This window comes from Gallibacterium melopsittaci (assembly GCF_042433085.1).
Lineage (GTDB): Bacteria > Pseudomonadota > Gammaproteobacteria > Enterobacterales > Pasteurellaceae > Gallibacterium > Gallibacterium melopsittaci.
In genome coordinates, this window is record NZ_JBHLWA010000010.1 from 72,776 (window position 1) to 81,902 (window position 9,127).

10 protein-coding genes are annotated in these 9,127 nt (G+C 36.8%); 4 read left to right on the forward strand and 6 right to left on the reverse strand.

Going from position 1 to position 9,127, the window contains the following annotated elements; translation table 11 throughout:
- The 6 genes from ACFFHT_RS02435 to hpaA all read right to left on the reverse strand — a co-directional run bounded on the left by ACFFHT_RS02435 (window position 1) and on the right by hpaA (window position 5,593).
- On the reverse strand, window positions 1-762 hold the full coding sequence (locus tag ACFFHT_RS02435) for a fumarylacetoacetate hydrolase family protein (RefSeq protein ID WP_382373133.1): 762 nt from the start codon (window positions 760-762) through the stop codon (window positions 1-3).
- Window positions 763-772: 10 nt separating this feature from the next.
- Window positions 773-1,459 carry a fumarylacetoacetate hydrolase family protein gene (locus ACFFHT_RS02440; protein WP_382373135.1) on the reverse strand — a complete coding sequence of 229 codons (687 nt, stop codon included), beginning with the start codon at window positions 1,457-1,459 and terminating at the stop codon, window positions 773-775.
- A gap of 21 nt (window positions 1,460-1,480) precedes the next feature.
- The gene (locus ACFFHT_RS02445) at window positions 1,481-2,812 is read right to left on the reverse strand and encodes a TRAP transporter large permease (RefSeq protein ID WP_382373137.1); all 1,332 of its coding nucleotides are present in this window, start codon (window positions 2,810-2,812) and stop codon (window positions 1,481-1,483) included.
- Between the two features lie 3 nt (window positions 2,813-2,815).
- Entirely contained in the window at window positions 2,816-3,343 is a 528-nt protein-coding gene (locus ACFFHT_RS02450) for a TRAP transporter small permease (RefSeq protein ID WP_382373139.1), read from the reverse strand.
- A 52-nt stretch (window positions 3,344-3,395) separates the two neighbouring features.
- Complete coding sequence (locus tag ACFFHT_RS02455) at window positions 3,396-4,421, reverse strand: TRAP transporter substrate-binding protein (RefSeq protein ID WP_382373141.1); 1,026 nt, start codon at window positions 4,419-4,421, stop codon at window positions 3,396-3,398.
- 242 nt (window positions 4,422-4,663) lie between these two features.
- Window positions 4,664-5,593 (reverse strand): 4-hydroxyphenylacetate catabolism regulatory protein HpaA, encoded by a 930-nt coding sequence (hpaA, locus tag ACFFHT_RS02460; RefSeq protein ID WP_382373143.1) that lies wholly within the window; start codon window positions 5,591-5,593, stop codon window positions 4,664-4,666.
- 324 nt (window positions 5,594-5,917) lie between these two features.
- Here hpaA and hpaB point away from each other — a divergent pair, with 324 nt between their 5' ends.
- The 4 genes from hpaB (at window position 5,918) to ACFFHT_RS02480 (ending at window position 9,034) form a co-directional block, all read left to right on the forward strand.
- The gene (hpaB, locus tag ACFFHT_RS02465) at window positions 5,918-7,519 is read left to right on the forward strand and encodes a 4-hydroxyphenylacetate 3-monooxygenase, oxygenase component (RefSeq protein WP_382373145.1); all 1,602 of its coding nucleotides are present in this window, start codon (window positions 5,918-5,920) and stop codon (window positions 7,517-7,519) included.
- Between the two features lie 62 nt (window positions 7,520-7,581).
- Complete coding sequence (hpaC, locus tag ACFFHT_RS02470; protein ID WP_382373147.1) at window positions 7,582-8,085, forward strand: 4-hydroxyphenylacetate 3-monooxygenase, reductase component; 504 nt, start codon at window positions 7,582-7,584, stop codon at window positions 8,083-8,085.
- Window positions 8,086-8,409: 324 nt separating this feature from the next.
- The gene (locus tag ACFFHT_RS02475) at window positions 8,410-8,724 is read left to right on the forward strand and encodes a hypothetical protein (RefSeq protein WP_382373149.1); all 315 of its coding nucleotides are present in this window, start codon (window positions 8,410-8,412) and stop codon (window positions 8,722-8,724) included.
- Entirely contained in the window at window positions 8,717-9,034 is a 318-nt protein-coding gene (locus tag ACFFHT_RS02480; protein WP_382373151.1) for a hypothetical protein, read from the forward strand. Before ACFFHT_RS02475 ends, ACFFHT_RS02480 begins: the two co-directional genes overlap by 8 nt.
- Window positions 9,035-9,127: the final 93 nt, after the last annotated feature.

The following is a 9,127-nucleotide window of genomic DNA, read 5'->3' on the forward strand; positions in this document are numbered from 1 at the left end:
TTATTGATTAAAAAATGCACATTCACTTACAAGATAATTGGTTAACTTTCCAACCTGTTCAATTTCAACATCTACAACATCGCCAGGTTTAACATCTGCTAACCCTTTCGGTGTGCCTGTCGCAATCATGTCACCGGGTTGCAATGTCACTCTATGCGAGAGGTACTCCACTAAAAATGGAATATCAAAAATCATATCTTTGGTGCTGCCTTGTTGTTTCAATTCACCATTAATCCACGTTTTTAATGTCAAATTCATTGGATCAACAATATCATCACGATCGACAATCCAAGGACCAACTGGTGTGGTAGCATCACGGTTTTTAACGCGTAAATTTGGGCGATAATAATTTTCTAAGTAATCACGAATAGCATAGTCATTACATAAGGTATAACCTGCTATATACTCCATAGCCTGTTCACGTTTTATATCTTTGGCAACTTTGCCAATCACGGCGACTAATTCACACTCATAGTGCATATATTCGACATTATCTGGTCGCCAAGTTACTTGTTTATGTCCTGTATAAGTATTTGGTGCTTTGATAAATACGAGTGGTGTTGTTGGTGCTTTAAATTCCAACTCAGAAGCGTGATCAGCATAATTTAAGCCAAGTGCATACATTGTGCCGTTGCTTGGTGGTAGCCATTGCACGGCTGCCGCAGGAATCGGTTGTTGATTCGCTAATAAGAGTGTGTCGTCATCCAGTACAGTCACGACTTGCACTTGGTTGCGATAGAGTACACGAGCATATCTAGCCATATTTTGCTCCTTATTTTGCACTTTCCACGACAGTATTCGCTACACAACCTAACTGCTCAAAAGTTGTTTCGATATGACTGTTTTTAGTTACAATAATTGGGCAATCATCTGTCCCGACTAATAAAATATCGCCACATTTAAAGGTCATAAATTGACTAAGAAACGAGATTAATTCTGAAATACTGCGTAACATTTTATTGCCCTCACTGGTTTTCTTTAATTGGCCGTCCACATTGACTTGAATGGCAATACTCTCTGGATCGGCTACGGCTGATTTTTGCACCTCTTGTCCAATGACACAGAAGCCATCTCGACAACGTCCCGTAATATCAGGACGATAATAATCATCGCTTGGCAATGAAAAGAGATTAACAGGAACAAAACCACGAATATGTTGATGAGCTTGTTGCTCAGTCACTCTTGACGTTGTATCGGCAAAGACAACACCAATATGCGGTTCAACACGAAGTTGAGTTTGTTCTGCGGGTAATACAACATTTGCCCCATTACGATTAAGCGTACTTGGTGGTTGTAAAAAAATTACTGGTGTTTTTGGTGCTGCTTTATAAGGTGCTTGTTGAAATTTATCGGCTAGTCGTGCTAACTGTTCACGGCTATTTAATGCAATGGCAAACACACTTGGTGCTGCAGTGGTACAAGATTCAACCACATATTTTGCTAATGATGTTTGTGTCATAAAAAATATCCTCTATTCAAACTATTCAAATAGGTGAACAAGTCCATAAGCTAAAATCGGCACGAATGTGACTAAAGCGATACGTGCAAAATCAGACATTAGAAAAGCAAAGATCCATTTTGAAGTTTGACCTAATGACGTTTCTCCATCGATTTTATTGATAATAAAGAGGTTCATACCTACTGGTGGCGTAACAAGACCGATTTCGACAACCATTAAGGCTAAAATCCCAAACCAGATAGATTTATCTTGTGCAGAAAGCCCCCAGAAATCTAACCCCATAATAATTGGGTAAAAAATTGGAATCGTGAGGAGAATCATTGCGAGTGAATCCATCACACAACCTAAGAATAAGTAGATTAATAAGATAGTGAACAGAACTAATAATGGTGGAAATTGTTGTTCAACTACCCACGCCGCTAATTGATTCGGCATTTGTGTAATCGCTAACCCTGAATTCAATAAATCGGCACCAATCAGTACCATAAAAATCATTGCGGTAGTGGTTGCTGTTCCTAAAATGCTATCAATCACCCCACGCCAATTTAAGCCGCCATTTAACCAAGCAATCACACCACAAGCAGCAGCACCAATAGAGGCTGATTCTGTTGGATTTGCCCAACCAGCATAAATACTGACAATCACAATCAAGAACACAATAAAGATTGGAATAACTTGGAATTGGCTTTTTAATGCTTCTTTAAATGGCATTTTTTCGGACGTTGGACCTGCATCAGGATTGATAGTGACTAAAATTTTCACCACTAACACATATCCAAGCATAGCTAACAGACCAGGAATAATGGCAGCAACAAATAGCTTCCCAATAGACTCTTGAGTAAGTACCGCATAAATAATTAATGGAACAGATGGAGGAATTAAAATACCAAGCGTTCCCCCTGCGGCTAAAGTTGCAGTGGACAACGCACCTGAATATTTTCTTTTCTTTAATTCAGGTAAAGCGACCTGTCCCATAGTAGCTGCAGTTGCTAAAGAAGAACCACAAATTGCACCAAAGGCTGCACAACTACCAATGGCAGACATAGCTAAACCACCCCGCCAATGACCGATAAAGCTACTTGCCGCTTTAAATAGTGCTTTCGACATACCACCGTTAAGTGCAAATTGTCCCATTAAAATAAAGAATGGAATTACCGCTAAATCGTAATTGGATAAACGTGCGTAAACTAAGCCATTTAAGGTAAACATCAACATACTGACATCACCTTGTCCTAAGTAGAGGTAAAGCCCTGCTGCGGCAACAAACATCGCAATCCCAATATGAATACGGATTAAGAGTAAAGTTAATAGGATTAGGAATCCAACAATTCCCATTTCAACACCACTCATCATAGACTATACCCCTTTTTGTGTGGCGTGCATTACGCAGTAATAGAGAGAGCAGATAGCCATTAAGACAAAACCTGGGATCATTAGCATATTCGGTATCCAAACTGGAATAGACATTAATGCCGTCACTTCAGCGAAGTCATATAACGCCATACTTTGAATAACCATTCGGTACACTAATAACACTGCAACAGCAAATAAGACTAAATCTGCGAAAGCATCCATTTTATTTTGCACAGAGAGTGGAAATTTCATTGTGAAAAAATCCACTTTAAGATGCTCATACATAATGGTACAGAAAGGTAAAAATAGTGAGCCAGCAACAGCTCCACCTGCTTGAACTAATTCAATATCGCCTACTACCCCACCGAATCCTAATTTACGTCCCACTAATGAATAGAGTGAAATCGCAATTAGAATAAGAAAGATAAATCCACCAGCAATGGCACATTTTCTTGTGATTTGATATAAAACTCGTCCTACAGGGGTATCAACTAAAGTAGGAACTGCGTTGACAGGCAATGTTTCACTCATTGCGTCCTCCTGCCCCATCTATCTGATGGGGCGAACAGTTAGAAGGTAATGGTTAATTTTGTTCCTTAACCATTTGTTTAATATCATCGATTAATTTTTGGCCATCGATACCAGATTTCTTCGCATCCGCAATCCATTGTTCGGTAACGGATTTGGTTAACTCTTGCATTTGTTGCGTATGGTTAGCATCAAATTTAGCAATCGTTCCTTTACCTGCTACAGTTTTATCAATAGCCTCTTTTTCTGCCTGTTCCCAAGCCTTAGTAATACGTTCTACCATTGCTGGGCCACTATATTTATCGAAGATCGCTTTCAAATCAGCAGGCATACTGTTGTATTTATTTTTGTTCATTAACAACATTAAAACGGTAACAGTTGGATAAGGTTGACCAGCTTCAGGTAAAACGTGATATTTAGTCACTTCATCTAACTTAGACGGTGGCACAACTTCCCAAGCTCCCATTGCACCATCAACTACCCCTTTAGAGATACTTTCAGCAACTTGTGATGGTGGAATAGAAATTGCTTCACCACCAAGTGCTTTCATAATTTGTGAAGCGAGGCGAGTAGGTGTTCTCAGTTTTAATCCTTTAAGATCACTGACATTATTAAGCGGTTTATTGGCGTGGAATGTTACCCCACCATCAGTTTGCACACTCAAGACTTTAAAATCTTTAAACTCACCATCTTTAGAATATTTTTCAAAGAATTTCCAAGCGACTTGGTTACCAACACGAGAATTAGGTAAAAGGAAAGGTGTTTCAAGTGCCTCAATTGTTTTAAAACGTCCAGCAGAATAACCAGGTGCAGTCCAAACAATATCTGCAACACCATAACGAACTTGGTCAACTAATTGTGCAGGTGTCCCACCAAGTTGGTTTAATGGATAGAGTTGGCATTCAATACGACCATTGGACTCTTTATTTAAATCATTACACCATGGAGTAAGAATTTTTTGATGAATGGTTGAAAGAGGCGGTAAAAAGTGTCCAATTTTTAATGTAACTTTATCTGCAGCCCAAACGTTTGTTGCGGCCGAAACAGCTAAAATAGAAGCTAATAATGTCATTTTTTTCATGGTAGGTCTCCATCATAAATATGAGGTGTTGCATGAACTTGCCTAAAACCATAAAGAAGCAAGCAGAGTAGTTATTATTAAAATCGTTAAGACTATTTAGAAAACAGACATAAAGGTCAAAACTCAATCTTAATAGTTAAAAAATTATTAAGATTGTTAAAATTTATAATGGATTTTTTACAAACTTGAAATGTACTTTTCTGCCAAAAAACTGTACTTTTCCCCATTAAGGGGTTGAGATTTTAGGATGTGTGATCTCGATCGCGAAATCTTTTTGGTGATACACCAACACGAGATTGGAAATAACGAGAAAAATAAGCAGGATCGTTAAAACCAAGATCATACGCAATTTTACTAACCGAATCTTGAGAATAAAGCAGTTTAAAACGTGCTTCTTGTAGCTGACGTTCAATAATAATTTGCTTAGGTGATAAACCAGAGAATTTTTTACATAAAACATTTAAACGACTTTCACTAATACAAAGAAGTGTTAAATATTCCGAAATTGTCCAGTTCTTTCTAAAATGCTCTTCAACCAACAGATTAAATTGATTAAAGAGATCAATATCGCCACCTCTTATTGGTAATTTCTCTACTGTCTGAATATTCAATTCTTGCAAACGCATAATATTGATAAACAGAATTTTGGTGTAAAGACGTAGCATTGCATGTTTTTCGATTAAATCACGAGTATATTCTTCCCTAATTTTGTTCAGAACATTTTCAATCTCAAGTGTAATCGAGGATTTTTTTTCTAACTCAAAGCAACCTGAATGAAAGTAATTACTTTTTTGTTGGATCGAATTCAGTAAGTCCCAAATAAATTTCTGTGGAATCGTTAATACATGACCAACAGCATCTAACTCAGTATAAAAACTGTGTGGAACAGAAGGTGGAGTAAGAAAAAAGCAAGGTGCTTTTAAACTATAAACATTTTCACCGAGCTGCAGATAGATTGCACCTGCTGTAAGATAATGCACTTGGAAATAACGGTCGTGAAAATGGAGTTTAGGAAACTGCCCATAAAATAGGCGTAAATTTTCAAAAGATTCATAATGAATTTGTGAACCATCTTTGGGAGCACCATAAGTTTTTGCTATATCAATATTGGTTGCTTCAATTTTTGAATGATCCAATAAGGTAATAAAACTTTCTTTATCATAAATGTGCATAAACGGCCCTCACAATTCATAACAGATAAAATCCCCCTTCAAAAATTGAAGGGGGTTAGGGGGATTTAAGCAATCTCTATTTATTAACAGTAATCAATGAATTACCCCCAAAGTGGATTTATTCTAACATCTTTTTTCTGTAAAAATGAATTCAATCTAGGTAAATGAGATCTAACTCACATTTTATTGATAAAACTGCCAAATAACAGAAAAGTACATTTTTTAACGTAAAAATTACATTTTAATAACACATTTTCTCCTCTATAAATGTCACTACTACCCAATAAGGGTAAAATTCCAACAACTTTATAAGGAGTGACTACCATGACCGACCAAAATCGTTTTTATCAACATAAAAGACCTGATGATTGCCGTAAAGAAAAAAATCGTCCTTTCACAGGCGAAGAATATTTAGAAAGTCTTCGCGATGGTCGTGAAATTTATATTTATGGAGAGCGTGTTAAAGATGTAACTACTCACCCTGCATTTAGAAATGCGGCCGCTTCTATTGCTCGCCTTTATGATGCGTTACATGATCCAAAAAGCAAAGATGAGTTATGCTGGGAAACAGATACTGGCAATGGTGGTTATACTCATAAATTTTTCCGTTATGCAAGAACAGCTGAAGACTTGCGTGAACAACGTGATGCAATCGCAGCATGGTCACGTCTTAGCTATGGCTGGATGGGTAGAACGCCTGATTATAAAGCTGCCTTTGGTACCTCATTAGGTGCAAATGCTGATTTCTATGGTCCGTATGCTGACAATGCCCGTGAATGGTATAAACGTATTCAAGAATCTTGCCTCTATTTCAACCACGCTATCGTTAATCCACCAATTGACCGCAATAAACCAATCGATCAAGTAAAAGATGTCTATGTTAAAGTTGAAGAAGAGTTAGAAGACGGTATTATCGTGAGCGGAGCAAAAGTAGTCGCAACCAACTCTGCATTAACCCACTATAATTTTATCGGTTTCGGTTCGGCACAAATTATTGGTTCAGACGAAAAATTTGCCATGATGTTTATTGCTCCAATGGATGCAAAAGGGGTGAAATTAATTTGCCGTCACTCTTATGAATTAGCGGCAGGTGCGACAGGTTCACCATATGACTTCCCTCTTTCTAGCCGTTTTGACGAAAACGATGCCATCTTAGTCTTAGATAAAGTCTTTATTCCAAAAGAAAATATCTTAATTTATAAAGATTTTGATCGTTGCCGTAAATGGGCACAATATGCAGGCTTTGCAACATTATTCCCAATGCAAGCGTGTACTCGTTTAGCCGTAAAACTTGATTTCCTATCAGGTATTATTCACAAAGCCTTACAATGTACAGGCGTAATCGAGTTCCGTGGTGTTGCTGCACAAATGGGTGAAGTGTTGGCTTGGCGTAATCTTTTCTGGTCATTAACCGATGCAATGTATGGTAACTCTTTCTCATGGGAAAGTGGCTGCCGTATGCCAAGTTTAGCAGCTATCCAAACTTATCGTGTAATGGCACCAATGGCATATCTTGCTGTGAAGAAAATTGCGGAACAAACCGTAACCAGTGGATTGATTTATCTCCCATCACACAAAATTGATTTTGATAATCCAGATATTGATAAATACCTCGAAAAATATGTGCGTGGTTCAAATAATATTGAATATCGTGAACGGATTAAGATCTTAAAATTATTATGGGATGCGATTGGCACAGAATTTGGTGGTCGCCACGAATTATATGAAATCAATTACGCAGGTAGCCAAGAAGAAGTTCGTTTACAAGTCTTAGGTCAATCAACCGCAAACGGTATTCTACAAAAATGCTTTGATCTGGTTGATCAATGCTTGGCAGATTACGATGAAAACGGTTGGAAAGTACCGCACTTGACGAATCCAGATGATATTAATATTCTCGGTGACCTTAATAAATTCTGTAAATAGTGAGGAATGTCGGATACCAAGTATCCGACATTATTCAACAAATCATTGAGGAAGTAGAGATTATGTCCAAACAACAATTAACACCAGAACAACAAAATTTCCGTAATGCAATGGCGAGAATGGCAGCCGCAGTAAATATTATTACCACTCATGGCGAAGCAGGCACTTGTGGTATTACCGCAACAGCGGTTTGCTCCATTACGGATACCCCACCAACAGTTTTAGTTTGTGTAAATCGTAATAGCCAAATGAATCCTGTATTTCAACAAAATAAACAAGTTTGTATTAATGTGTTGTCGGCAGAACAAGAAGAGTTAGCTTGCCATTTTGCAGGTATGCGAGATAGCTCAATGGAAGAACGTTTTAATATGGATATTTGGAAAGAAAAACACGAACCTGGACATGCACCAGCATTAATCGGTTCACTATCCAATTTACACGGTAAAATTACTACAGTGCATGAAGTTGGCACACATTCGCTCTTTCTGGTTACCTTAGATAAGATTGATGTACACGAAGGAGATGGGCTAGTCTATTTCAATCGCACATTTCAAACAGTTAAATAAAATTTATTATTTGTTAAATCCCTATCCCTCTTCAATTTGAAGGGGGAAAGTAATATCTCTCAATTCAGTCTTTATTCCATTGTAGTGATCCACTAAATTAGTCCCCCCTCTTTCATAAAGAGGGACTAGAGGAGATTTTAGCTAGCATTTTATTAAATCAAGACTGCCAAATCTCCCAAACCCGCTTTGCTAAAGTGTTGCACTTAGTTTGACAATTCAAGCTTCAAAAAATCAAGAAGTTAAGAAATCAAAAATTGAGCAAATGTTTAGTTGTGATATATTCTTGTATATATTTACTCATTTAATTAAAAGGGAATTAAGATTATGACTAAAAATACTGTAAGAATAAACTTTGATACAGATTTTGAAACAAAGCAAAAGATTAAAATTTATACTTCTGCTCATAACTTAACAATGAGAGAGTTTTTTGAAGAATTGATTGAAGAGAAGTTCAATTCTGATGTTCAATCTTTGACAGAAGAAGAACAAAAAGAAATAGATGAAGCATTTGAATTCTTTAAAGATAAGAAAAAATATAATTTTTCTAGTTCTGAACTAAATAACATTGCAAACAGAGTTAGAAATAATAATGAAGATTTAGCAACATTACTGAATATGAATGAGTTCATAAATGATTAAGTTAGATTTTAGCAATAGTTTTACTCATTTTGTGTTCAATAATGTGTTAAGTCAGCAATCAAAAATTTCCCTCGTAGAAAAACTGCATTCTGTTATTCAACTTTCTGAAAATCAAGACAATAAGATTTTCGTTAAAAGAAAACCACAACAAGTCATCGTTTTTGTTAAGTATTTTAGAAAAAATCCTGTGGTAACTGGCTACAAATTTGGTCAAACTGACATACTAACTGGAACAAAGAAACGACATTTTAAGACTGTTGAACAGATATTAAGAGAAAAAACAGAAACAGAAATAGAACATCTGTATTAAATGTGTAGTGATCCACTAAATTAGTCCCCCTCTTTTGTAAAGAGGGCTTTAGCTGTCATAAGGAAACCCAGTGGTTGTTTGATACAGAACTTC